28 protein-coding genes, 1 pseudogene and 1 other annotated feature are annotated in these 24,332 nt (G+C 35.8%); of the genes and pseudogenes, 24 read left to right on the forward strand and 5 right to left on the reverse strand.

Going from position 1 to position 24,332, the window contains the following annotated elements; all coding sequences use genetic code 11:
• Positions 1-7 precede the first annotated feature (7 nt).
• From LGQ02_RS10265 to LGQ02_RS10310, 10 genes are all read left to right on the forward strand, one after another.
• A complete protein-coding gene (locus LGQ02_RS10265; RefSeq protein ID WP_226518058.1) occupies positions 8-517 on the forward strand; it encodes a GNAT family N-acetyltransferase in 510 nt (169 codons plus the stop codon).
• A 57-nt stretch (positions 518-574) separates the two neighbouring features.
• Complete coding sequence (locus LGQ02_RS10270; protein WP_226518059.1) at positions 575-859, forward strand: hypothetical protein; 285 nt, start codon at positions 575-577, stop codon at positions 857-859.
• A gap of 334 nt (positions 860-1,193) precedes the next feature.
• Entirely contained in the window at positions 1,194-2,771 is a 1,578-nt protein-coding gene (istA, locus tag LGQ02_RS10275) for an IS21 family transposase (protein WP_226517846.1), read from the forward strand.
• Entirely contained in the window at positions 2,768-3,532 is a 765-nt protein-coding gene (gene istB / locus LGQ02_RS10280; protein ID WP_226517847.1) for an IS21-like element helper ATPase IstB, read from the forward strand. Before istA ends, istB begins: the two co-directional genes overlap by 4 nt.
• Positions 3,533-3,769: 237 nt before the next feature.
• Positions 3,770-4,468 (forward strand): hypothetical protein, encoded by a 699-nt coding sequence (locus LGQ02_RS10285; protein ID WP_226518060.1) that lies wholly within the window; start codon positions 3,770-3,772, stop codon positions 4,466-4,468.
• A gap of 366 nt (positions 4,469-4,834) precedes the next feature.
• On the forward strand, positions 4,835-5,083 hold the full coding sequence (locus tag LGQ02_RS10290) for a hypothetical protein (protein WP_226518061.1): 249 nt from the start codon (positions 4,835-4,837) through the stop codon (positions 5,081-5,083).
• Between the two features lie 21 nt (positions 5,084-5,104).
• Positions 5,105-5,293 (forward strand): hypothetical protein, encoded by a 189-nt coding sequence (locus LGQ02_RS10295; RefSeq protein ID WP_226518062.1) that lies wholly within the window; start codon positions 5,105-5,107, stop codon positions 5,291-5,293.
• Between the two features lie 97 nt (positions 5,294-5,390).
• Complete coding sequence (locus tag LGQ02_RS21495) at positions 5,391-5,513, forward strand: hypothetical protein (RefSeq protein WP_404802421.1); 123 nt, start codon at positions 5,391-5,393, stop codon at positions 5,511-5,513.
• A 34-nt stretch (positions 5,514-5,547) separates the two neighbouring features.
• Entirely contained in the window at positions 5,548-5,844 is a 297-nt protein-coding gene (locus LGQ02_RS10305; RefSeq protein ID WP_404802392.1) for an RNA polymerase alpha subunit C-terminal domain-containing protein, read from the forward strand.
• A 288-nt stretch (positions 5,845-6,132) separates the two neighbouring features.
• Entirely contained in the window at positions 6,133-6,978 is an 846-nt protein-coding gene (locus LGQ02_RS10310) for a hypothetical protein (protein WP_226518064.1), read from the forward strand.
• A 344-nt stretch (positions 6,979-7,322) separates the two neighbouring features.
• Here LGQ02_RS10310 and LGQ02_RS10315 read toward each other — a convergent pair whose 3' ends face one another.
• Positions 7,323-7,757: a DUF2383 domain-containing protein gene (locus LGQ02_RS10315; RefSeq protein ID WP_226518065.1), complete on the reverse strand. Its 435-nt coding sequence runs from the start codon at positions 7,755-7,757 to the stop codon at positions 7,323-7,325.
• A 500-nt stretch (positions 7,758-8,257) separates the two neighbouring features.
• Between LGQ02_RS10315 and LGQ02_RS10320 the strand changes: the two genes are divergently transcribed.
• Complete coding sequence (locus tag LGQ02_RS10320) at positions 8,258-9,229, forward strand: glutaminase (protein ID WP_226518280.1); 972 nt, start codon at positions 8,258-8,260, stop codon at positions 9,227-9,229.
• A 106-nt stretch (positions 9,230-9,335) separates the two neighbouring features.
• The gene (locus LGQ02_RS10325; RefSeq protein ID WP_226518066.1) at positions 9,336-9,482 is read left to right on the forward strand and encodes a hypothetical protein; all 147 of its coding nucleotides are present in this window, start codon (positions 9,336-9,338) and stop codon (positions 9,480-9,482) included.
• A 93-nt stretch (positions 9,483-9,575) separates the two neighbouring features.
• On the opposite strand, the gene LGQ02_RS10330 is transcribed toward LGQ02_RS10325, so the two are convergent.
• Positions 9,576-9,776 (reverse strand): hypothetical protein, encoded by a 201-nt coding sequence (locus tag LGQ02_RS10330; protein ID WP_226518067.1) that lies wholly within the window; start codon positions 9,774-9,776, stop codon positions 9,576-9,578.
• 355 nt (positions 9,777-10,131) lie between these two features.
• Here LGQ02_RS10330 and LGQ02_RS10335 point away from each other — a divergent pair, with 355 nt between their 5' ends.
• The 9 genes and pseudogenes from LGQ02_RS10335 (at position 10,132) to LGQ02_RS10375 (ending at position 15,791) form a co-directional block, all read left to right on the forward strand.
• Entirely contained in the window at positions 10,132-10,374 is a 243-nt protein-coding gene (locus LGQ02_RS10335) for a hypothetical protein (RefSeq protein ID WP_226518068.1), read from the forward strand.
• 577 nt (positions 10,375-10,951) lie between these two features.
• Positions 10,952-12,184 (forward strand): MFS transporter, encoded by a 1,233-nt coding sequence (locus tag LGQ02_RS10340; protein WP_226518069.1) that lies wholly within the window; start codon positions 10,952-10,954, stop codon positions 12,182-12,184.
• 353 nt (positions 12,185-12,537) lie between these two features.
• On the forward strand, positions 12,538-13,032 hold the full coding sequence (locus LGQ02_RS10345) for a hypothetical protein (protein ID WP_226518070.1): 495 nt from the start codon (positions 12,538-12,540) through the stop codon (positions 13,030-13,032).
• A gap of 171 nt (positions 13,033-13,203) precedes the next feature.
• Positions 13,204-13,578 carry a hypothetical protein gene (locus tag LGQ02_RS10350; protein WP_226518071.1) on the forward strand — a complete coding sequence of 125 codons (375 nt, stop codon included), beginning with the start codon at positions 13,204-13,206 and terminating at the stop codon, positions 13,576-13,578.
• A gap of 127 nt (positions 13,579-13,705) precedes the next feature.
• Positions 13,706-14,065, forward strand: coding sequence for a cupin domain-containing protein (locus tag LGQ02_RS10355; RefSeq protein ID WP_226518072.1), 360 nt, complete (start codon positions 13,706-13,708; stop codon positions 14,063-14,065).
• Positions 14,066-14,121: 56 nt separating this feature from the next.
• Complete coding sequence (locus tag LGQ02_RS10360) at positions 14,122-14,412, forward strand: MazG nucleotide pyrophosphohydrolase domain-containing protein (RefSeq protein ID WP_226518073.1); 291 nt, start codon at positions 14,122-14,124, stop codon at positions 14,410-14,412.
• Positions 14,413-14,500: 88 nt separating this feature from the next.
• Positions 14,501-14,629: pseudogene (locus LGQ02_RS10365) on the forward strand (GNAT family N-acetyltransferase); the annotation flags it as partial.
• 47 nt (positions 14,630-14,676) lie between these two features.
• Complete coding sequence (locus LGQ02_RS10370; RefSeq protein WP_226518074.1) at positions 14,677-15,312, forward strand: nucleotidyltransferase domain-containing protein; 636 nt, start codon at positions 14,677-14,679, stop codon at positions 15,310-15,312.
• Between the two features lie 47 nt (positions 15,313-15,359).
• On the forward strand, positions 15,360-15,791 hold the full coding sequence (locus tag LGQ02_RS10375; RefSeq protein ID WP_226518075.1) for a DinB family protein: 432 nt from the start codon (positions 15,360-15,362) through the stop codon (positions 15,789-15,791).
• Positions 15,792-16,255: 464 nt separating this feature from the next.
• On the opposite strand, the gene LGQ02_RS10380 is transcribed toward LGQ02_RS10375, so the two are convergent.
• Entirely contained in the window at positions 16,256-16,927 is a 672-nt protein-coding gene (locus LGQ02_RS10380) for an NAD(P)H-dependent oxidoreductase (RefSeq protein WP_226518076.1), read from the reverse strand.
• Positions 16,928-17,272: 345 nt separating this feature from the next.
• Positions 17,273-18,223, reverse strand: coding sequence for an EamA family transporter (locus tag LGQ02_RS10385; RefSeq protein WP_226518077.1), 951 nt, complete (start codon positions 18,221-18,223; stop codon positions 17,273-17,275).
• 386 nt (positions 18,224-18,609) lie between these two features.
• Positions 18,610-18,829 (forward strand) — a binding site (T-box leader).
• A gap of 320 nt (positions 18,830-19,149) precedes the next feature.
• Between LGQ02_RS10385 and asnA the strand changes: the two genes are divergently transcribed.
• The 3 genes from asnA (at position 19,150) to rlmD (ending at position 23,564) form a co-directional block, all read left to right on the forward strand.
• The gene (gene asnA / locus LGQ02_RS10390) at positions 19,150-20,160 is read left to right on the forward strand and encodes an aspartate--ammonia ligase (protein ID WP_226518281.1); all 1,011 of its coding nucleotides are present in this window, start codon (positions 19,150-19,152) and stop codon (positions 20,158-20,160) included.
• Positions 20,161-20,525: 365 nt separating this feature from the next.
• On the forward strand, positions 20,526-21,314 hold the full coding sequence (locus LGQ02_RS10395) for an HAD family hydrolase (RefSeq protein WP_226518078.1): 789 nt from the start codon (positions 20,526-20,528) through the stop codon (positions 21,312-21,314).
• 861 nt (positions 21,315-22,175) lie between these two features.
• Positions 22,176-23,564 carry a 23S rRNA (uracil(1939)-C(5))-methyltransferase RlmD gene (gene rlmD / locus LGQ02_RS10400; RefSeq protein WP_226518079.1) on the forward strand — a complete coding sequence of 463 codons (1,389 nt, stop codon included), beginning with the start codon at positions 22,176-22,178 and terminating at the stop codon, positions 23,562-23,564.
• 402 nt (positions 23,565-23,966) lie between these two features.
• Here the strand turns inward: rlmD and LGQ02_RS10405 are convergent, their stop codons facing one another.
• Entirely contained in the window at positions 23,967-24,188 is a 222-nt protein-coding gene (locus LGQ02_RS10405) for a YjcZ family sporulation protein (protein ID WP_319003530.1), read from the reverse strand.
• Positions 24,189-24,332: the final 144 nt, after the last annotated feature.

A 24,332-nucleotide genomic window follows, 5' to 3' on the forward strand; every position in this document is an offset into this window, starting at 1 on the left:
GTGTCTCATGGAGATTACAATTGAAAAATTAAAATGGGCAGACGCTGAACAATTATTTGAATTTGAAAGAGAAAACAGAGATTATTTCGAAAAAATGGTACCTAGCCGTGGTAATGATTATTATCTTTTTGAAAGTTTTAAAGAACGTCATCAAGCCTTATTAGAGGAACAAGAACAAGGGTTATCCTATTTTTATTTAATTAAAGATAAAGATGGGTTAATAATTGGGAGAATGAACGTAATAGATATTGATAAATCAGAGAATTCAGGTCATATCGGTTATAGAGTAGGAGAAGCTTATACTGGTAAAGGAATTGCGTACAAAGCATTGCAGCTGTTATTAGAAAAAGCGAGTAATCTAGGGATAAAAAAGATTTTCGCTCAAACGACAACGAATAACATCGCGAGCCAAAAAGTATTATTGAAAAACGGTTTTAAGCATATAAAAACAAGTGAAGAAGAATTTAAAATGAATGGGCAAACTTTAAAGTTTGTAAACTTTAAATGGTGTATTTAATCAAGATTAATATAATATCAAAAGAAAATAGTTGAGGTTCCATTAAGGGGGGATAAGATGGTATTTATTTTAATGGTAATTTTAATCATTGTAAGTGTTGGTTGCTCGGGGGACGCAAGAACAGAGAGAAACGGTTTAAAACTATCTTTTAGTATCGCTTCAGCAATCATGTTGTCACTAGTTATGGAGGCAACAGCACATGGTTTAGAAGCCTCTGGTACATTGGAAGGTATGTATGTTACGGTTATTTATTTCATTTTACCCATTATTACCTTTTCTATGTTTCAACTTCTTCTATATGATTTAACGGTTCATCAACTTTTTTGGAATGAATCGAATTAAGTTAAGGTCTTAACAATACACTTTATGAACCTTTATAGCGAGTGAAAGTCTAGTAAAATCTTGTGAAGAAAATCAACAATATGATTAAAGTAGTCACCTTACATTGATCGTACGATTCAGGTGAGATGAGTGAATATGTACATAAAAATTTTAAAAGATAATCGAAATGTTTTATATTTGTTGAAAAGAGAGAACATCTGTGACTGATAAACTAAAGTGGACAGTTTCCGCTTGATAAAATTGAACATTTATTTACCAAAAGAAGGATTGAAAATAAAGCCTCATATCGCAGTATGATTATCCTTTGAGATATATTGTGATGGAGGTAAAAAAGGTGGATAAGTGGGAAATGTACATGGAAATTCAGCAGTTATTAAAGCAAGGTTTCAGTAAAGTAAAGGTTGCGCAAAAACTAGGAGTTTCAAGAACTACGGTATATAGTTATTTGAAAAAGTCACCTAGTGATATGCATGAGTGGATGCTTCAACAAAAAGGAAGAGCGAAGAAGTTAGATCCTTATAAAGATGTTATCCTTTCTTGGTTGGAGAAACATCGAGATATGTCTGCCTCTCAAGTATTAGATTGGCTGCAAGAACAACATGGGGTTGAAGACGTTGCCGAGAGTACAGTTAGAAGTTATGTTAGGGAATTACGAAATGAATACAACATTCCTAAGGAATCAGTCCCTCGAACATATGAAGCCATTCCTGACCCACCATTGGGTGATCAAATGCAAGTGGACTTTGGACAGACCAATCAACAGTCTAGTAATGGAAACAGTGTAAAACTTCGTTTTATTGCCTTCGTGATGTCCAATTCTAGATACAAGTATAAAGAATGGCTGGATCGTCCTTTTACAACAAGAGATGTCATTCGCGCTCACGAAAATGCCTTTCAATACTTTGAAGGTATTACGAGAGAGATTGTTTATGACCAAGATGCTTTGTTGGTTGTCAGTGAAAATGGTGGAGATGTGATTTTAACAAAGGAATTTCAAGCGTATAAGGAAGAAAGGAAGCTAAACATGTGGGTTTGTCGAAAGGCCGATCCAGAGAGCAAAGGTAAAATCGAAAATGTAGTAGGTTATATTAAATCAAATTTCGCTAAACATCGGGTGTTTCACGGTATAGATAAATGGAATGAGGATGGCTTAGCTTGGCTGGAACGAACAGGAAATTATAAGGTTCATAACACAACAAAAAAGAGACCAATCGAAGTGTTTCTCCTGGAAAAGCAACACTTACGACCGATCTCTTCACCTATCAATAGTTTTCCTATTGATAACCAATGTAGTTCAAGTATATCAAGGAAAGTACGAAAGGACAATACGATTTATTATCAGTCAAACCGTTATTCTGTGCCACTAGGGACATTTGAGAAAAATCCAACCGTAACGGTTTCGATACTTGAGAATAATCAAATCGTCATCTGTGATATTGCCACAGGAGAAGTGTTAGCTAAACATCCACTCTCCTCTGAAAAAGGCAAGCTCATTCAAGATCGCCAACATACACGGGATCGTACGAAAGGAATCGATAGTTTTATTGAGTCCATTGTGGAACAATTTGACGACAATGAACTTGCCTTTTCCTTTCTTCAAGGTGTACGGACAGCATATCCTCGTTACATTAGAGACCAGCTTCAAATCATTTCAAAGGTATTAAAGAAAAATGATCGAAAGATCGTCAATTGTGCACTGATGGAATGTGTAAAGCAGAAGCTCTTTTGTGCAACAGATTTTAGCGATATGGTTCAGTACCTTGACCGACAACGACCGTTGAACATTACACTCCCTCAGCAGACAAACAGGATTAAACCACTTTATGAAGAAAGTGAATCACTCATGAGTGTAAAGCCAGCTACAAGAGATATTAAGGAGTATGTTTCGGTTTTGGCAGGTGATGACCTATGAAACCAATAAAGCAAGCAGAAGAATTATTAAAATCTCTGCGGTTCTCTGAAACGTCAAAGAACATTACTGACTTAATCAAAGAAGCAGAAGTAAACGATGCATCTTATACAACCTTTTTATTAGACGTTCTATCTTATGAAAAAAAGTGTCGAGAGGAAAAGTTGATAGAAAAACATATGAAATGGGCGACATTCCCCTTCCACAAGACATTAAATGAATTTAACTTAGATGAACAAGCATCGTTAAGTAAAAAGCAATATCATCAATTGAAAGAACTAACTTGGATAGAGCAATTATTTAATTTAATCTTATTAGGACCGCAAGGTGCGGGTAAAACTCACCTTGCGGTAGGGTTAGGTATTGAAGCCATTCATCAGGGGTATAAAGTGAGTTTTATTTCAATGGGAGAAATGATACACACGTTAAAAACAGAAGAAGTAACGAAGAAATCACAAACAAGAATGAAACGTATAAGAAATTCAGATTTAGTCATTATTGACGACATGATGTTTATGGCGATGGATCAAAGAGAAGCAAACTTGTTCTTCCATTTAATAAATGATCTATATAACAGTGCATCAATTATTATCACTTCAAATAAAGCCCCAAGTGATTGGGGTGAATTAATGGGGGACCCAAGTATAACCGCAGCTATTCTTGATCGCTTAATTCATCGTGCAGAGGTTATTCATATGAACGAGGATAGCCATCGAATGAAATATCGAAAAACCATATTTGGAAATGAAAGTGTTCAAAATTAATTAGCAAAAAGTGTTCAATTTTACTTGACGGTTACAACATCGTACTCGACCATAATAATTGATATAAGTTACGTATACGAATCGCGGGAGTTTGGAGTTTAGATTGGAGAAGACAAATTGCATAGAATAGTGATGGCGAGTCGATGAAACTTTTTTAACTTCCAAACGTAATAATACTGAACACTTGTAAAAAAAATTGAGTTAGAAAGGCTTGAATCTTATTTTGGAGGATATTTTATGTTTGATTTGTTAATCAAATTCCAATTGGAAGCTTTTGTTATAGCAGAAATAGTCACAGTTATCTCTATACTCTTATTTTTGTTTTTACGATATGCAACAAAGAAACAAACACTTAGTTTTTTGTTCTTATCTTTCATTATATTAGCTACGATATTTGAAGCATTCTTGGTTTGGTTGGTGTATCAAGAGACTGGCGAGATATCGACCATTCAAATCGTCATTATTATTTTTATCATATATGCATTTACGTTTGGCATTCATGATTTTAAGAGGTTAGACCGTAAAGTTAAAAAGTTAGTAGGGAACTGGAGGGGAGTTCAGCTATTAACGGAGAAAGATTTGATCGCAATTGAGAAAAGTAATGACCCTAAATACGTCGCTATAACTAATAGACGTTGGTGGTATATACATTTAATGATATATATTGGTGTTCAATCACTATTTTGGTTTGTTTATGGTATTAATTCCATGGATTATATTGAATTTTTAACGGCTTTATTTGATTTTTCGAATATAACTTTACTTAATAATGAATTTGTAGCACAGGTCAGTACATTATGGAGTCTAATTTTTATTATTGACACCATTTATAGCTTGTCATATACCATTTTCCCTAAAAAAATAAGAAAAATTAAAACTGTCAGTGATTCTATAGAGTTTCGAATGTTATTAGATACTAAACGAACGGGATGCTAAGATACAGTAGGAAAAATCAGAAGTTCCAACCGAAAGCAGGGTCTAACACTTTTGTGAGAGAATTATATTGAAAATAGGAAAATATCTATTATGTTTATTTATTCTTATAATTAGCGGGCTACTAGTTGCTTGTAGTGAAGAAAATGCTTATGAAGTAGTAATAGCCGAAAAAAAGTAACTGAATATGATGACCATTTACAATTGACTCTTGGATATTAAACGGGTTAAAAAATTCCTGCTTCAACAGTTGGGAGTGTTAGTAAAATCACTGGCTGTAATTTATACAACTTGTTTTTCTAACCTCTATAATGGAAAATGATGTTAATATAAGAGGATGGATTTTAAGACAATAATGGAGGAACATTTATGGAATTTATAACAATGATTGGTGTTATTATATTAGTTTTTGTCAGTATTTCTATTAACGCAAGACAAAAGGGACTTATTGAACAAAATAAAATGTTGTTTAAGGTACAAAACAAATTTAGTGGTAAAACTTTTAATGTTTATTCAATAAAAAAGGTAGATAGTGATCGGACAGAATTCTTAATATATGAAAATAACGAATGGAAATGGGTGTTAAATGATATTTATTTACCGTACGAAGCGGAGTGATAATGGGGGGATTGCAAACTGATGAATAAAACGCGAACATTGATTACACTTGTTGCTAGTTTACTTATTTTTACTGTTGGTATGTTTAGAATACTTACTGATTCACTTTCTTCAACACCTTTGTTTGTTGCATACCTTCTTGCGTTTACAGGATTAATTGGAGTCATTGCAAATAGTATTATGTTAAGGAAATTGAAATACCAGGATTAGCAGTGAAGATACAAATCGTTCATAACCCCTTTGCTTACTTGCACTTTCAGAAAAGCGAGTTAACACGCCAAAGTTTAATGGTGATGTTTATATTTTAATAGGGAATGCTACATATAGTTCAGCGAATATGTTTGCAACATTATTTCATGACTTGGATTTTGATACGATTATTGGAGAACCAATAGAATTTAAACGATTCATCTTAATACGTAAAATATAGTATGCTAAGGTTTATACAGATTTTTTTCGGAGGGATGATATTGACAGTAGAAAAAAGTGTAAGGGTTTGTGAAAAGGGACATAAGTATTACAAAAGTAGTGAGTGTCCAACTTGCCCTATCTGTGATAAAGAGAGTGAACCAAATAGCGGCTTCCTGGCGAAATTAAGTTCGCCTGCAAGAAATGCATTGATTCACGAAGGAATTGAGACGTTGGATGAACTATCGAAGTATACGGAAAAAGAAATATTAAAAATTCATGGTATTGGACCCGCTTCCTTACCTACTATGAGAACTTCATTAGAAGAAGAAGGGCTGTCATTTAAAAAATAAATCGTCTTCGGACTTTTATTTTACTAACAAGCTGCGTCAGTAAAAATTTAGGATGAGGTATTGGAGCAAATAGTGAATAAACAAACAAGGCAGACCACTTGCATGGGTCTGTCTTGTTTGTTTGTTGAAGTGAAGTATTATTAAAAGTTTTCATAAACAACTAGAATTTGGTAGTTTATGTTAAAATGAATGTTGGGATGATGCCCGCTTTAAGTGGGGGGAGTAAAACCAATGGTCAATTAACTGTAATTATATTATGTTAACTAAAGTGTAAAGAGGAGTTGTTCGATGAACCATTTCGATGAACGAGTAGAAAGTGCACTAAGTACAATCAACTCATTAATATGCAGGTTTCGGGAAAACTTCGATGATAAGCTCATTTATTATGATGCATATGAGGAAGAGATATTAGATAAGGTTCTCCCAAAGGAGAAAGATAGTCAAAAATATGAATTTTTTATGAACCGGTTACAATTCTATTTAATGATTTCAATGGTCGTTGCTCTACCAACTTTATTTTTCCTCATATACGTAGAACCGATCGTAGACACTCTTCATTGGTTTGTCTTTCCTATATTAATATTTGTAGCATACTTTCTTTATATGATTTGCAAGTATATCATCACTAGCGTTCAACATTACAATAGGAAAAAGAAGTATAAGCATTATTGGGAAGACATCAGGGAGAACTGTAAAAACCACTTAGAACTTATCGAGACGATTTTAAGCCATCAAAGGAAAGAGGTAAATCATCACATCGCAGCAACGAAAGTGATAGCAATAGAAGAAATCCAGCATCACCATTTTCCATTAAATATTGCTTACACCTTGGATGAAAATAATGAGGAATATGCTTTAAAAGTTCCGGTTTATCTAGGATCTTACATATCAGAAAAATTGGAAAATGGTTTCTCTGTGATTATCGAGAGAAGCAATGCTGAGTTACGTACGATTTCTTCCACAGAACTTGTGGCAAAGAAAAACAACATCTATTTTTTGGATGGGAATAGGGAGAAAAAAGAACTCCCAAAATCAGTGCTATATCATATTTATTATCGACTTCATTGGGAGTATTTGTTAAGTCACAAAGACGGTTTGTCAATCATTAAAGGATATGAAAAACAGAGTCAATAGCATGTGAAATTAGAACAAATAAAGATTTTTTCATAATTTAGGTTGCATTCTCGTGTCAAAAAGAGGGGAGCAGCATCTTCAAGTTATCAATATCAAGACAGTACCTTCTTCGTATTGCATCCTTCATTCTTACTTTTATTGGGCGCTACTTTGCTTGCAACTATTATTTTCATAGGGTATAAAAAGAAAAAAGGAAATAGAGTTGATCATTCATAGCGCTTCTCGGAGGGGAAACGTTTGTTTCATGTTGTGAGCAGTGACACAAAGAAACGGAACCCACAAAACCGAAAAACTACTATTCATTTATGCAAAAATCATCATTCAAGGGAGGCAAAGTAGAAATCCTATTCTCGGTTATCAATCATTTCAGATAGTAAATCAATATGTTTTTCGTCTTCGTTTAAAATGTCTTTAACTAGCTCTAAGCTTTCATGATCTAAATCTCCTGAAAGGATTTGTTTTGATTTTTTAATGCCTCGCTTTTCCCCAACAAGTGCATCCTTTAAAATCGAGGAATTTTCTTTCGTAACCCCTTTTAAATGAACGACAAATTCTGCGATCGTCCCTTTAAGACCTACATCGTCAACAGGAACACCACCTAGAGTTTGTATTCTTTTAGCAATCATTTCTGCATGTTGTTTATGGTCTTCTTGTAGTTCTTGCAGATGGGCTTTTAAGTTAGCGTCATCGATGTGTTCAATGTAATTTTCATAAGCATGAATGGCCATAAAGTTTCCTTCTAGAAAAGAATTTAATTCATCAATAACATGATGTTCCATTACCAAACACTCCTTACCCGTTTTTTATATGCTTGGCTTTTGAAGTGAATTTATTCAAGTTCGTTGTGGTTTTACGAAAAACAAACCGGCTCATTTTTTTAGTGATTTTTCCTTGAAAAACACTTGTTAAAAAGGCGAATAGCTGTTATATTAACTTCTGTAACCGCTTTCAGGTGTCATATAGGTCTATTTAGGACCTTTTCAAGCGATGGGGGGAAAATAAAGCTGGTATTTATGTACTTTGTTAATATTTCCTCCATTAGGGGCCATTTTCTAAGGGTCATAGATGCTTGCCAATGATAAAACAGTGGCTCTATTTACTGTTTTTAGCTTATCGAAAAAATTAGAATATAACAAAAAAGTACATAGTAAAGGGCGGTCTACGATTTCAATAGGGTGTCCCTTTATTTTTTGACTTTGATTTCATCAACAATGATCAACAGGGAGAGTAGGTGAGTGGAGTGGAAGCATTAAAAACTCGCAGTCAGTTTGAACCAGTAATTAAACTTGGTAATAACCATCATTTAGCTAGTTACGTAAATGAACTAGTGGAGGAATATAAAAGTCAACCTATCGAAGGACAATGTGCGACTTATATTCCAGCTCTAGGTAAAGCAAATCCCTCAGATTTAGGAATATGTATTATTGAACCTGATCAAACAACGATCAAGGCTGGAAATTGTGACGTTCCTTTTTCGTTACAAAGTGTATCGAAAGTGATTAGTTTTATGGCGACATGCATAGGGAGAGGAACGAACTATGTATTGGACCGGGTCGATGTAGAACCAACTGGTGATGCTTTCAACTCGATCGTTCGCCTTGAGATGCATAATTCCGGCAGACCTTTTAATCCGATGATCAATGCAGGGGCTATCACGGTATCATCCATTCTTCCTGGTGATACACCACAAAATAAAATTGATTATTTATTTTCATTTATACAACAAATAACGGGGAAAACTCCGAGTATGAACCTTGAAGTGTTTCAATCAGAATGGAATACAGCAAATCGAAATCGTGCTTTAGCTTATTATTTAAAAGAAACAGGCTATTTAGAATTAGAAGTAGATGAAGCGTTAGAAGTTTATTTGAAACAGTGTTCAATTGAAGTCGATTCAGAGGATTTAGCTCTGATTGGACTCGTGATCTCGCTAGATGGATATCACCCTTTTTTAAAAGAGCAAGTGATACCGAAAAAAATTGCTAAGTTGGCAAAGGCTCTAATGCTTACTTGTGGCATGTATAATGCTTCTGGAAAATTTGCGGCTTTTGTTGGAGTACCAGCCAAAAGCGGTGTGTCTGGAGGTATTATGACCTCTGTCATTCCTCGGCCAAGATCAATGGGACAACCATTCCAAAACGGTTGTGGGATCGGTATTTATGGGCCGGCAATTGATGATTATGGCAACAGTGTAGCAGGAGTAAAGCTATTGAAAACATTAGCAGATGAATGGGACTTAAGTATTTTTTAAAAAGGGTCATACGGTTTAACGAGAAGCATTTGAGTAGGCATATATCTTGTCTAAGCTAATACAGATCATGTTAGACTATTGGTAATAATCAAGTGGAGGGATGTTAATGAAGATCTTCATCACACTTCTTATCGTTATGGCGATCATTATGGTTGTCGTTGGCTTTAAAAAACAAAATCGCCAGATGATCACACTTTCTTCGGTAGCAACAGTAGGGCTGCTTGTGTTATACATGTTGTTATTTAGGTTTTAGCTATGAAGTCGGTTCCTGACTAAGCATGTGAATGTTAATAAGATTCACATGCTTGTAGTCTGTAAAGGTACATAAAAGACCCCCCGTTTCATTTTAGGAACGAGGGGATATGTCTTTACTTACATGAAATTCATTGTCTCCTCTTAGGACCCCACCTTGTAAATTATCCATTAATTCATCTTTTGTCTTACCCTTGTTCACATTCTTCTCCGATTTTGAAACTAATTTTGATTTTTTAAGATCTGCTGATGATAAATTTAAATTTGGAACCCCTTCTTCATTCCATTTTCCCAAAACGAAACCTCCTTCTTTGATTCGATTATTTCCTTTTTATCTTTACCAAGGCTATAAAATACATGTGAATCTGAGCATAAAATATGAGGAGAAGGCGTGGAATGTGTTGGCATGCAAGACGGGTGGCGGAATTGCACGCAAGACGAATTTATCACACGCGAGAAGGAATGATGGCACGTGAGAAGGATTTTTCGCACGTGAGAAGGATTTTATCGCACGTGAGATTACCTTACCTGGAGCATAAAAATGAAAAAAGCGTCTGGTATAGATTTGGAAAATTGTGATCTTGGACACATAAATCTTCAATTCTCTATGCTATCCTTTATCCAAGTCCAAAATATAAAGGAGAGATCATATGAGTGGTGGTTGCAGTAGTTTAAAAAGTGGACAAGAAGTCGTTGATCACGTAAAGAGTAAAGGGAAGGATCAGTTCGCTCCAAAAGTAGAACATAAGATTAATTGTGAGTGTGGAGAGACGTTTTCTTTTACGAAAGTAATTATGAATTGTCCAAACTGTGAAATGACCTATGCGGTAACACCTTGCAGTTCAGGGGATATAAATAATATTAAAACTGCTGGAATCAAATACGCCGGCTAAACTGAAGCAGCCTTTTCTAAGGCTGTTTTTTCTTTTTTTAAAGATTGCACCCAGATTAATGATCGCACGCGAGAACAAATGATCGCACGCGAGAACAAATGAACGCACGCGAGAACAAATGAACGCACGCGAGAAGAAAATCATCGCACGCGAGAAGAGATTATCGCACGTGAGAAGGAATGATCGCACGCGAGAAGGAATGATCGCACGCGAGAAGAAATCATCGCACGCGAGAAGAGATTATCGCACGTGAGAAGGAATGATCGAACGCGAGAAGAAATCATCGCACGTGAGAAGAAATGATCGCACGCGAGACAATAAAAGATACAAATTCAATCCATATTCAATCCATACAAGTACTTATAAAAAAACGGTTCCTACCGTAACTGAAAAAACATACATATAGACTAAAAGCCTAACAGAGGAAAGATCATTTCAAAAAAATAGCGGGTATAGATGGTTTGAATTTGTTTCTATATTGTTTACTTATTTATTCATGTCAATCTCATAGCCATATCAACGTTTAAGCAGGAAAGGAAGCGGAAGAACCGTCCCCGCGCTTCAGGAGTAGGTATTAATGGATAAACAAAATAGCCGGTTTAGGTGGGTTGTATTTGCTTCTGTATTGTTTACGTATTTAATTATGTCGAGCCAACGAACGGCTCCGGGTTTGATTACTGACCAACTTATGTTGGATTTTCAGGTCACGGCAACAACAATTGGATTACTCGTTAGTATTCAATTTTTTGTATACACAGGTTTGCAAATTCCGATGGGATTAATGGCTGATCGTTTTGGGCCAAACTTCTTTCTAATAAGTGGCGCACTTCTTACAGGAGTAGGGACCATTTTTTATAGTATTGGTACACATGAATATGTCTTATTTTTGGCGAGAATGTTGATTGGTGTTGGCGATGCGACGATCTGGGTCAATATGGTGATCATTTTAAGTCAATGGTTCCATGCAAAGGAGTTTACGCGATTAATTGGGATCGTCGCCATGACAGGAAGCCTTGGTTTTCTTGTCGCAACCGTTCCATTTGCTTTATTGATTGACTTTCTCGGTTGGAGACCAGCCTTTTTTTCGATAGGGCTACTTTTATGTTTGTGTAGCATACTCCTTTATGTTGTCCTTTTAAAAAAGCCAAAACAATCGTTTTTTATAAAAAATGACAGGCAGCGTGAAAAAACATGGGTGATATTACGAAGAATATTTTCGAACCGGCAAGCATGGGCGTTATTTTTATGTCACTTTGGGATTGTCGGAACGTATATAGGATTTATTAGTTCATGGGGCGTACCTTATGGAATGACTATTTACGGCATGACAAGAACAGAGGCAAGTCAACTTGTCATGATCGGTCTAGTTGGTGCTCTGATCGGTGCGCCGCTAGCAAGCTGGATTTCTAGTCGGCTAGGAATGATTAAACGACCGTATATTGTCGTTCATATTATTCTTCTACTCAGTTGGTCGATCTTTCTTATTTTTCATGGGAATCCGCCAAGTTCATTGTTAACAATTCTTTTCTTTATTATAGGCCTCGCATATGGAGCAAATGCTTTAACGTTTGCTGCCGTTCGTCAATCGTTTCCTATAAAGGAATCAGGCTTAGTTTCAGGCTTTGCGAATACGGGAGGGTTTCTAAGTGCCGTATTGCTGCCAAGTATTTTTGGAAAAGTGTTGGATCTTTTCCAAATCGTTTCTGGAAGTATAAGTGATGGATATTATTATGGTTTCATCACTCCTGTGATCTTCGCCACGATTGGCTTGATTGGCGTTATTTTGGTTAAGGAAAAGCAAGAGGGCTAGGAGGGGTTAAAAGTAGGCTCTGTTAAAGGTATTTGCCCTTTCTCTCAATTCTTGTTCAATTTAGCAAGGGAACGAACGGTCGTTTTTCAGGAGGCAAGGTGAGCAAAGCGTTACAAGGGTCTCCATTCTCGTTCAAACAATGGATAGACCGCTTTAATTTGTCGATTATACAACTTAACCTGATTCAAAAATAAATAGGCTTGAGAAGTGAATTCAGTCTTAACATATAGGCTGAATTTCTTAATATTACGGGAGCGAGTGACACAGAAAAAAAGCTCTCGTACATTTTTTAGGAACAATTCTTTGAAATACATATCATAAAGAAATATTATAAAGGATGTGGGGGGAGTAGTATGAAGAAAATTATTTTAATTATGGCATTTTTCACATTAGTTCTTATTCTCATCGGATGTAATTTCATTGAAGAATATAAAGCAAAGAGTGCTGCTCGAGATTACTATTATGCTCTTATACAAGAAGATTATGATCAGGCATTTGAACAACTGTATTTGTATGATTATATAGAAGAAAAACATCCAACTGAAGGCACATCCTTGAGCGACGAAAAAGCGAAAGCGTTTTTTATGGAGAAAGTTGAGTATTTAAACGAACGTAATTATAAAGTTTTAGATTATGAAATTGAAAATATTAGGTATGAAGATGGACATTCATTTGTTCTCGAAATTTTACTTAACGTTGAGCAAGATGGGGAGAGGGTTGAACGGTCTGAAATAGTCGACCTCTGGCAGGGAAAAGTATGGGTGATTGAAGTAGACGATCCATTCTCTAAATATCGCGATGGGAGAATGAATTTTGATATTAAGAAAGAATTATATGATAAAGGCTAATAGTATATTCAAATGGTTATGGTTAATCATTTGATGACTTACGAGATATGGTGAATGAAACAATTTATGCTATCCATAACTAGAAAGGAAAGCTTCCATTATAGAAGAGATATTTGTTAGGTAAAACAATTATACGAGTAACTTACTGAAGACTCAAAAAATGGAGGGTTTATGCGAATATTATTTGTTATTTTTTCACTATTACATATTCCTTTTGTTATCACTTATTTGGAATATTCTGAAAGGTTTTACGGTGATATACCTTTCGTTACATACGGGAATCATTTTTTTATTTTTTATGTTGCTTTTGCTGTCATTATAGGAGTATTAGCTAGTAAAATCCCACTCCATTGGTTCATCATTGTTAATGCTTGTGTTGTCGTAACCCACGGCTTTTTATCAGTAATGTTCATTTCAGAGGAACATGCTTATTGGTTTTCACCATTGACGCCAGTAATGGTTATAGTACTTTCAGCATTCGTTTATATTGCTATCCAAGCTTTTGTACGATTGTTTACAAGTAGACTACTAGAAAGATTGAATTAGAAGTTACTAAAGTCTTTTTTATCAAAATAAAGGAAAAAATGTTAATATTAAAATATCTTAACAGCTTGATCGATGATCATGGAGCAAATTAATCCCATAAAAACAATGCTAATACAAGGAGAACGATATGGAACTTTTTAGATTTGATAAAGAAGTTGGAAAAAAAGTGACTCATTTTCAATCTAATTTTGTCATGTCACGTATTGTAAAAACGGAAAAAGATGTTCAAATTGGTTGTATGCATTTAGAAGCTAACGGAATCATTGGGTATCATCATGCCGTTGTTCCTCAATTACTTCTTGTTGTTGCTGGAGAAGGTTGGGTACAAAGTGATGATTCTCCCAAAATAAGAGTAAAAACAGGTGATGCGATTTATTGGAAACAAGGTGAAGGGCACGAAACATCCACCAATTCTGGACTTACGGCAATCGTCATTGAATCAGAAGAATTAAATCCGTCTGACTTTATGCCGCTAAAAGATCTTTAACTAAGTCTCGTTCACCAGAAAATGGTTTTGTTCGTACGCTAAAAGAGGGAGATAAAATGGAAAAGAATATTACGATGAAAGAATTGCAACATTACATTAAGGATAAGGATTACAAACCAGAATTAAAGAACGCTTATTTTCAGAAGTTAATTGAAGAAGTTGGGGAACTTTCCGAGGTATTGCGTAAGGATAAACGATTGGAACAACAAGGGACAATTAAAGGAACCATTGAAGAAGAACTATATGATGTTCTGTATTATGTTATCAGCTTAGCAAATGTTTATGATATTGATTTAGAGAAGTGCTTCCATTTAAAAGAGGAAATAAATAAAGAAAAGTATAAATAAGTTAATAGCTAATAGAATTCGCTTCTGTAACCATCGGAGATTGCTTGCCTATTGATTTGTTGTTATTAGCAGACCCTTCTCAAAAAATAATTCAAGCATTGGACAACATCCGCTTTATCAAAAATGTAGTTTTAGGATAACTAGTATTGATATAAACTTTTTCATTAAACATTACGATGAAGATATTTTTGAAAATGGCATACAGTATCGGGATTGATTCGTTTATCTCAAAATTTATAAAAATAAGTAGCGAGAGGTGAATTTATGGGGGAGATGTCGGATATTTGGAAACCACTTTCTGTGAGTGAAGTGACAGAAACATTTAATAAGATACCTATTCATTGGTGGATTGCTGGAGGCTGGGCGTTAGACATTTATTTAGGAGAAGAAACAAGAGGACATGAAGATATTGATATTGTTATTTTAAGGCGTGATCACTTACCTTTAAAAAAGTATTTATATGATGACTGGATAATGTATAAAGCAACGAAAGGACAGTTCATCGAGTGGGAAAAAAATGATGAATTGGACATTCAATACGATAATATTTGGGTTAAGCAAAGAGGTAGTTCAACTTGGGCATTTCAAGTAATGATTTTAGATACAGTTGGGGAAGAGTGGATCTATAAACGAAAAAATACGGTGAGAAAAGCCTTAAAAAATATTGGACATAAATCTTCTGGTGGAGTTCCTTATTTAAGACCAGAAATTCAACTCCTCTATAAAGGTGGGAGTTCCGTTTTAAGAGAAAAAGATCATATTGATTTAAAAAACGTGCTACCAAAACTAACAAATGCAGATTTAACATGGTTAAAGGATTCATTAGCTGAGCAGTTCCCAAAGGGGCATCCATGGATTACTTATGTAACTGAGATGATTACTAGGAAGAGTACATATTAGTTTTTCTAGACAGACATTTAATCTTATTAAGTCACGGAGTAGATAATATGGATACAAATGGATTATTATATGCTGCAAAAATGACTAACGCGTTAGCTAAGGAAATTCCAGAAAGTTATTGGGACCTTCAATTAGTATCAGAGTTGGGGACATTGAGAAAACTCTTTAGACATATGGTTCGAGTTAGAGATGTTTATCGTGACGGGCTGAAAACAGGAATAATTTATTTTCCTGGTAAAATGCCAGCCGAAGAAAACACGTTGATTTATGAATTAGAGCGGAGTATGGAAGAGCTCATAGTAGAATTCAAACAAACAAAAATTGAATCCATAAAAATGGGGGAAGAGTCACTCACAATCATCGAATTATTAGGGACAGTAATACAACATGAAGGTATTCATCAAGGTCAATACTACGTGGCACTTAAACAGTCAAGGTTAGAGTTACCTAAACAGTGGATTCGTGATTGGCACATGTAATTTGGAATGGAAATTAGAAAGCCATCCAATATATAAGAAAATTGTCCTTCATGACGGTATTGGGCAGTCTGCTGTTCAGTTCTAATACGTTATAAAGAACAAGTCTATAATCATGATAAATAATCTGGATTTTATGAATGAGCGACAAAAGAAGGTCACGTATTGTTCACTTTAGTACTAGGGAAAGCTTAATAATGAAAAAGTAGATTTGGACGAATTCAAGCAGCTAACTTAAGTAGTATACTTTTCACGATAAGGAGAGTTTTCTCTTTCTTTTTATACGAGCATCTGGTTTATTGTATTTACTATAATAATATTATGTAAACCTATGAAACTGAGATATGAATAAGTTAAAAGGGGGGAGATGAGACTGGTTAGGGTGACTGCCCCCGCGTTGGAAAACGAGGACCTGCACCCAATGGCGTAAACTGTGTTTTTATAGAATATAGAACTAGACACTTACTTTATTTCCACTCTACGACTTGATCCATCTCTTTTCTCGTTTTAGGACGTGGCTCCTCCGCACGATAACCGAAAGCAGCCATGACAGAGACGCTTAATTTTCCATCCTCAAGTAAACCTTCCTCATCTAGTACTTGATTGACGGCATCAATATGAAACCCTTCAATTGGACAAGAATCGATGCCAATGAGAGCAGCCGTTGTCATCATATTGCCTAAAGCGATATATGTTTGCTTAGAGGCCCAAGCAGTTAAAGATTGATCGCTTTCGAGCAAGTGAAATTTCTCTTGAAAGGACTTGTATCGATCATGCACTTGTTCAATCATATCTTCCGGCATTTGTTTTACGTTGCGTAAGTGATCCTTTACGTATTCAGAGTCGTATCGGACGTCGTTGCGTGACAAAATGACAACGAAATGACTTGCAGTAGGTAATTGCCCACTTGCACCCCATGCAACTTCTTTTAACTTCTTTCTTAAATCTTCATTTTGTACAACGACAAATTTCCATGGCTCCAATCCGATCGAACTCGGAGATAATCTACCTGCTTCTAAAATGAGATGAAAATTTTCATCTGAAATTTTTTTATTCGCATCAAATTTTTTCGTAGCGTGTCTAAAATGAAATGCCTTTAAAATTTCTTCATTTTTGCTTGTGTTCGTTTCGTTTGCCATTGATATGATATCTCCTTTTTATGTGTGGTGTGACGACTAATATAATATGGTGAACCATCAATATTATATTTGAATATCTTTATCCCCATCAATGAATATGCTTGCTTTAACTATAATCTCATACGATTGAAGACGTAACTCACTAGTAAAGTGTGCGTATTAATGATGGCTTCATACGCATTGTCTTGTTTTTGCAACTCAACGATTCGTTGTTTTACCTCATCAGAGTTACTGATATTTCCTGCAGTTAAGCAGGGCTTAATAATTGGAAAACTGTAGTGATAGTTTAAAAATCTGTCGCTCCCGTTGTGATACTATCAGAGAAGAGTTAAGAGTCAGTCACGATTAACTGACTCTTAAAGACTTTTTATGATTAAGGCGTTGGCTAGTCTTTGAAGACGAGTTTTTATATAAAGCTAGCATGATAATCATTCCAATGATACAAGCAGTCCCCAGCCATTGGAAATGGCCGAATGGTTCCCTTAACCAAAAGACTGTTGTTAAAACAGCTGCGAGTGGCTCTAAACTGCCTAAAAGGCTTGTTTCTTGTGCTGAAAGACTTTGTAAACTTTCGATATAAAACCAAAAAGCGATCATCGTTCCAAATATAATCACGAATATGAGGTAAAAATAGGCTTCAATCGATATGCTTGTAAAGTCCATTTTCCAAGGAGGGTGGATAAAGCTTAATGCAACACTTCCGATTGTCATTGCCCAGCCGACAATGACAAGGGAATCATACTGTTTTAATAGGGGAACGGCATATAACGTATAAAAAGCTAATGCTACCCCAGATAAAACTCCCCACACGATTGCAAGCGGGGGGACAGATAATTGTGAAAGTGAGCCATTTGTGAGTAAGAAAAAACAACCGATTAGAGCAAGACAAACGGTGATTCCATCCCGTTTTGTTAACACCGTTAGTTTACGTAAAAGTAAATAAATAATGATCATTGCAGGAGCTAAATATTGTAGTAACGTGGCAACTGCAGCGTTACCGTGATGAATTGAGGCCATATATGTATATTGAACCCCTAGCATACCGAGTAAGCCGAAGATGATTAATGAGACGGCGGTCTTACGGTTTTTCCAGACGCCTAGTATTTGAGAACGATCTTTGAAAACATATTGAACAGTTAAGAGTAATAACCCGGCGATGAGTAATCGTGTCGTCACTAGCCAATTCACTTCGATCGCGAAGTCCTGGAAGAGTTTTTGTGAAACAGTTCCGCCAATCCCCCAAAAAGTAGCTCCGATTATAACGAGAAATAAGCTGATTATTCGTTGTTTATTCATGGTTAGATTTTCCACCTTTAAATTTCATAATATTGTTATAATAACTGAAAATTTAGTTGATTAATACTACTTTGAGGAGAAAAACAAAAAGTATAGGAAACTGATAGAATAGGAATTGCATTACTTTGATTCATCAAACCAACACTGACCTTAAACAAAAGCATTGAATTACAAGGGATGTGACAAATCAAATTGCAGAAGACATAAAATGAAGTTTTTTCATATATACTTTCTGTGTGTGGGGTTTTCGCTGTGATGATTTAGTTCAATAATATTTCTCTAAAACAAATGAATTTTTACAATATATAAGCACTTGACTTTTATAGTTTAATCGTGTAAAGTGTTAAAAAATGTTTTCAGATAAATGAATTTATTGCACATCATATTCAAATACGATGAAGAAGACATGTTCATTGTGTACGAGAATTTACAGAGAGCTAGTGGTTGCTGAGAACTAGTATTTCCGCATGATGAAAAACACTTTGGAGTAGTCAGGCTGAAACTAAGTAGGTCTGAACGTAAATGCACGTTACGCATTCACTAACGAATGAAGGCTAATAATTTAGCAAAATCAGGGTGGTACCGCGAAAACCTTTCGCCCCTAATAATCTATGGGGAGGGAAGGTTTTTTTATTGGAGCTAATTTCATAAATCGTATTTTAGATGAAAAAGACGAATATTATTTTAAATTGTAGCGGAAGACGTCGACTCCTGCGGGAATATCAACAAGATTTATCCGGCAGGGTTGGTTTCCAGAGGAAGCTGAAACGTTGACCGCGGCAAAGAAGACACCGTGAATGCAAACGAAGTGAAGCATAAGCGGATATCGCACTTGTGCCAAGAGGTGCAATCGAGCGCCTGAAGCGATTCATCAAATAAACATAGCGTATTTACAATTTCAAGCAAAGCTAAAGGGAGGAAAAATGATGACAACTGTAATTAAACCTAAAGGGTATCATGCAACATTAAATGTAAAAGAAACAGAGGAAGCGATTAAACTTACAAGGGATTATTTTAAGAAGGCATTTTCGGAAGAGTTAAATTTATCTCGCGTATCTTCACCGTTATTTCTAAAGCCTGAAACAGGTTTAAATGATAACCTGAATGGTATTGAGCAGGCTGTTTCCTTTAATGTAAAGGGTGCTGAAAATTCAAAAGTAGAAATTGTCCATTCATTAGCGAAGTGGAAAAGAATGGCGTTAAACAATTATGGATTCAACCAAGGAGAAGGAATCTATACAAACATGAATGCGATTAGAGCAGAGGAAGAGCTAAGTAACCTTCACTCGATCTATGTCGATCAATGGGATTGGGAAAAAATTATCGCTAAAGAAGAAAGAACGGAAAAAAAGCTTCATGATGTAGTTAGACAGATTTATAAAGTTTTTAAGGAAATTGAGTGCTATTTATCTGAAAAGTATTCTTATATCGAACCTATTTTGCCTGACGAGATTAGCTTTATCACGACACAAGAATTAGAAAATAAATATCCTCACTTAACACCAAAAGAACGTGAAAACGCGATTGCGAAAGAGAGAAAAGCTGTATTTATCTCTAAGATCGGTGATCAATTGCAATCAGGTATTAAACATGATGGAAGATCACCTGATTATGATGATTGGCAGCTAAATGGTGATATTATTTTTTGGTACCCTGTTTTAGATAAAGCGTTTGAAGTTTCTTCTATGGGAATACGAGTCGATCGAGATTCATTACTGAGACAGATAAAAGCAGCTCATTGTGAAGAACGCTTGGAGTTGGAGTATCACAAGATGATTTTAGAAGACGAACTCCCTTATACGATTGGTGGAGGGATTGGTCAATCAAGAGTGTGTATGTTCCTCTTAAGAAAAGCTCATATAGGAGAAGTTCAAGCATCTGTCTGGTCTAAAGAAATAATCGATGAGTGTAAAAGGTCTGGGATTCAGTTATTGTAAGTGTTATTTTATTGGTAGACATTCATGCGAAGTGATTTTCGCACCATGAAGCATGAAAATTAGTTCAATTTATATTTAATGTTTAGTTTGGAAGCACGTGGCGAGACTCCTACGGGAACAGCGACGAGCATTACTTCTTCGAACTGCTTCGAGCTGCGACGAGTAACCGCAGGAGCACTGTTTATCTGTGACGAGTAATCGCAGGAACAACGAGCCGAAGTTAGCTGAAGCCGTGCCCGTGGAAAGCGAAGTAACATGTGCTTCCAAACCATAATTTTATAAACTTATTTTCAAGGTAGCTCATTCAAAAATAAGTTCTCATGATACACCGTTTTCGTCACTGTTGAAAAAAGGAGAGGAAATAGATGATCAAAGCCGTATTTTTCGATCTGGATGATACATTATTGTGGGATCAAAAAAGTGTAAAAGAAGCTTTTAAAGCTACATGTCTAATTGCTCAAAAAAGGTACAGAATTGACCCTGATCAATTAGAAGTTGCAGTACGAAAAGCAGCTTCTGATTTATATGCATCATATGAAACCTATGATTTCACAAAAAAAATCGGGATTAACCCATTTGAAGGGCTATGGGGGAACTTCTTAGATGACCATAATGATTTTCGTAAAATGAAACAAATTGTGCCTACATACAGAAAAGCGGCGTGGACACAAGGGTTAATACAATTAGGTATTGAAGATGAAGATTTAGGTTATGAACTTGCAGAACGATTTCCAATCGAACGAAAAAAGAATCCTTTTGTTTATGAAGAGTCCTTTAAGATTCTTGATATGCTTAAGGAGAACTATAAGCTTTTGCTTTTAACAAACGGCTCTCCGGATTTACAAAATACAAAGCTAGATATCACTCCTAAGCTTGTTCCATATTTTGATCATATTATTATTTCTGGAGCATTTGGGATAGGTAAGCCGGATCCATCGATTTTTGAGCACGCATTAGAAAGAATGGGCATCGATAAAGACGAGGCTATTATGGTTGGGGATAATTTGATGACGGATATTCTTGGTGCCTCCCGAGTGGGGATGAAGTCGGTATGGATTAATCGTGAGAACAAAGACAGAACGGACATCGTGCCTAATTTTGAAATTAAACACCTTGAAGAGTTGTTACCTATTCTCGATTCTCTCAATAAGTAAGAGGGAAAGATATTTAAGTTAATATACATTTATTCGCTTTGTATGTGACAAGTGAACGGGTCCCCGCAAGTCGTTTTAGAAGATTCCTAGATAAAGGGTGTTTGTTGTGCAAAGTAATATAGATGTATCAGAATTGTTAATGTATAAAAACAAACAAGTGGTTTTAAATTTTTACAACGACGGGGAATTAGTCGATGCGAATCCTTTGTTTTTCATAAAATCGATGCTGACGATGACGGCATTCATTTTTCAAAAAATAACGAAATCATTTATTCTCTTTCGATCGATCAAAACGAACATCTCGTTGTTGATGCAACTTTTCCAAATTTCTTTTTGTTATCTATTAATGAGAAGACGACTGAAATCTATTTTCCTTAGATATTTGACTCATTCCTGTTTCAATTTAGTTTTTTACATAAAGAAGTAGGTCTAGCATTATATCATACAAGGTTATATTAGTTAATGTTACATATCTATAGGAAGCGGGAGCATATCGTTCACGCTTCTTTTTTTAAGGGATAAACCCGAAAAGTGATGAACAAAACCAAATAATTGATGAACAAACCACAAAAGTGGTGAACAAATCTCAAAAGTGATGAACAAAACCAAAAAATTGATGAACAAAACCTATATCTAGAGAAAAAGATTTTCCAACGACAAAAATTATGTTATTATTTTTCAGTTACGTTTTATTTTTATTTCACGATATTATATAACGATGCTTATAAGTTAAATCGTAACCTGGAATTTCCATTTACGAACTGTTATTACGTATCTTTAAACGTTATTACATGATTAATGAAGCAGGAGAACCGTCCCCACGCTTCTTTCATAGATTAAGGATTTAAAGGAGGGACCATCATGACTGAACAAATCGGACCAACGTTTGATGCAAAAATAGATAAATTAGACCGAAAAGGATCAGGCTTAGCTGCGGTCTGGCGTGAAAATAATGGATATAATCCAAAGAAGTTAAAGCTAATCATTCCACAAACGCTACCTGGAGAAACGGTGCGTGTGACTGTCGATCAACCTGAACGTAGAAAAAGAAAAGCGATGCCTGATAGTATTCTAGAAGCACACCCAGAAAGAGTCGTTCCTGAATGCCCGCACTTTGAAAAATGTGGTGGCTGTGTATGGCAGCATTGGAGTTACGAAGGACAACTGAAGCAGAAGACAGAACATGTGAAAGAGGCAGTTTCTTCTGAAGATTTTGACCCAAGTCTTGTTCAAGATACAATTGGCATGGATGATCCGTGGCATTATCGTAATAAAATGGAGTTTACGTTCTCGCCAGATGGTGAACTTGGTTTACACGAGCAAGGGAATTGGCGTAAAGTGATTTCACTTGAGACATGTTTAATTGCCGGCAAAGAAATGGTTGAAGCAACGATGGAAGTTGCTGCATGGGTGAAACAGCATGAATTAAAAGGCTATAACAAAGACCTTCATGAAGGATTACTTCGTCACTTAATGGTGAGACAATCATTTGCGACTGGAGAAATGATGCTAGCATTTTTTGCGACAGAACCTCCTTCAGGAAACTTGCAAAAAGCGATTGATGATTTAGTAGAACGAATCGGTGAAAAGTTCCCACAAGTGAAAAGCTTGATGTGGATGGTAAATACAGATTGGGCAGACCGTGTGCAAACAGAAGAAACTCATGTCCTTGCAGGTCGTGATTATATTTATGATGAAATGGCAGGCTATCGTTTCCGGCTATGGTTTGATACATTTTTCCAAACAAACCCAACGCAAGCAGAAAAGTTAGTGGAGCTCGCACTCGAAATAGGGGCACCAAAGGAAACAGAAAAAATGATAGACCTCTTCTGTGGAGTAGGAACTTTTTCTCTACCATTTGCGAGCCGTGTTGAAAAGCTTGCTGGTATTGAAATCGTAGAGAGTTCGATCGAATCTGCGAAACGGAATGCAGAAGATAACGGGGTCTCAAACACGTATTTTCTAGCAAAAGATGCAAAGAATGGAATTGATCAAGTGTTAGAGAGCTTTGGTAATCCAGAGCTATTGTTACTGGATCCGCCACGCTCTGGTGCGGGTGGGAAAGTGATGAGAAAAATTGGTCGTTCCGGTCCAGATCGCATTGTTTATGTATCTTGTAATCCAGAATCATTTGCGACAGATATTAAAGAACTTGAGCCATTCGGTTATACGTTAAAAATGGTTCAACCCGTTGACCTTTTCCCTAATACAATTCACGTAGAATGCGTCGCGTTATTAATAAAAGAATAATTGTTAATGATGAGGACTTTCCAAATGGGGAAGTTCTCTTTTTTTATTATTATTTTGGCTTTGTTAAAGTTGGTTGTTGATTTTGTGATCCGCTCTCGGTGGACGCTTTCCGCGGGCACGGCTTCAGCTAACTTAGAAAAGAAAATGATTTTTTCTTTCCTAAGTGGATCTTCAGCTCGTGCTTTTCCCGCTGGAGTCGCCACCTTCGCTTCTCACAAATGAAACAATTGTAAAATAATACTGCATATCAACACTGAACTTTAACAGAGCCATTATTTTAAAAAAACAAGTAAATGTGAAAAGTCGCAAGTAAATGATGAAATTCGCAAGTAATAAAACTCTGATAAATGTCATTAGTCCCTGCACGGGTGAAGAACCCGTTCAGGGACTAATTCATAACGATTAGCAATCTTTATAATCTTTATAGTAATAACAACATGCACCGATAATCACTAATAAGATAAACAACACGACAATTAACGTGAAATTCGGCTTATAAGTTGGGGCAACATAGCCATGGTCATAACCATAACCAAAAGCAGGTGCTACTTCAGTTGGCATAGGAGATACATTAGGTGGAACATTTGCTCCGAGAGTCGGCGCTGCATTTACGTTTGAATACATTCTCACACTTCCCTTCGTTGTGTTAGTATGCATATTATGCTTATACCTACATACTACTCGGAAAGATGAAATGTGAGCCCGTCTATATGAAAAATGGGTGAGTGTAATGGGTTTTGCGAGATTACATTCAGTTTTTTTACTAGG

Origin of the sequence: Bacillus shivajii (assembly GCF_020519665.1) — a bacterium.
In the GTDB taxonomy this organism is placed as follows: Bacteria; Bacillota; Bacilli; order Bacillales; family Salisediminibacteriaceae; genus Bacillus_CA; species Bacillus_CA shivajii.